1 protein-coding gene is annotated in these 1,388 nt (G+C 68.9%); it reads right to left on the bottom strand.

Annotated features, from left to right (window positions below):
• Positions 1-1,388 (bottom strand): catalase (locus tag ACWD01_RS37465; protein ID WP_451168458.1); only part of this gene is annotated, 1,388 nt, incomplete at both ends.

Below are 1,388 nucleotides of genomic sequence, written 5' to 3'. Positions count from 1 at the left end.
CCGTCGGCCTGACGGAAGTTGCTGATCGCGCGCTCGGCGATGTCGTCGCGGGTGACGCCGGACAGGGCGCCCGCGAGGTTGTCGACGAGGCGCTGCTTCTCGTCCTCCGACATCAGGCGGTAGAGGTTGCCCGCCTGGACGAAGTCGTCGTCCTCGGCGTGCCGCGGCGTGGACTGCTCGCCGGTCCCGCCGGTGACGGCGAGCGGCTGCCACAGCGCGCGCTCCGTCTGGTGCGGGCCGCCGAAGCTGTTCGGCTCGTAGTTCTTCGCGCCGCCGTGGCGGCCGTCGTAGAGGAAGCCGTCACGTGAGTGGGTGCGCGCCTCGGTGGCGTGCGGCCGGTTCACCGGCAGGTGGTCGGCGTTGATGCCGACGCGGTAGCGGTGGGCGTCGCCGTAGGCGAAGAGGCGGCCCTGGAGCATCTTGTCCGGGGACGGGCCGATGCCGGGCACGAAGTGCGCCGGGCTGAAGATGGACTGCTCGACCTCGGCGAAGATGTTCTCCGGGTTACGGTTCAGCTCCAGCTTGCCGAACTCGATGACCGGGTAGTCCGCGTGCGGCCACACCTTGGTCAGGTCGAACGGGTTGAAGCGGTAGTTCGCCGCCTGTGCGACCGGCATGATCTGCACGCCGACGGTCCACGACGGGAAGTCGCCGCGCTCGATCGCCTCGCGCAGATCGCGCTGGTGCGAGTCGGGGTCCTTGCCGGCCAGCTCCTCGGCCTCGGCGGCGGTGAGGTTCTTGATGCCCTGGTCGGTCTTGAAGTGGTACTTGACCCAGAAGGCCTCGCCGGCCTCGTTGTTCCACTGGTACGTGTGGGAGCCGAAGCCGTCCATGTGGCGGTAGGAGGCCGGTATGCCCCGGTCGCCGAACAGCCAGGTCACCTGGTGGGTGGACTCCGGGCTCAGACCCCAGAAGTCGAAGACGTTGTCCGCCTCCTGCGAGCCGGTGTACGGGTCGCGCTTCTGGGTGTGGATGAAGTCGGGGAACTTGATGGCGTCCCGGATGAAGAACACCGGGGTGTTGTTGCCGACGAGGTCGTAGTTGCCCTCTTCGGTGTAGAACTTCAGCGCGAAGCCGCGGGGGTCACGGACCGCGTCGGCCGCACCGAGGTTGCCTGCGACGGTCGAGAAGCGCAGGAACGTCTCGGTCTGCCTGCCGACCTCGGAGAGGAACTTGGCGCGGGTGTACGCGGTCACGTCCGCCGTCACCGTGAAGGTGCCGTAGGCCCCGGCGCCGCGCGCGTGGACGACACGCTCCGGGATGCGCTCGCGGTTGAAGTGCGCGAGCTTCTCGAGCAGGAGCTGGTCCTGGACGAGCACCGGCCCGCCGACGCCCGCGGTCTCGCTGTTCTGATTGTCGGCGACCGGAGCCCCGGCCTCCGTGGTGAG

It is taken from the genome of Streptomyces sp. NPDC002835 (assembly GCF_053591995.1).
The sequence above is the reverse complement of the archived record's forward strand: the minus strand, read 5'-3'. Positions and strand labels throughout refer to the sequence as shown.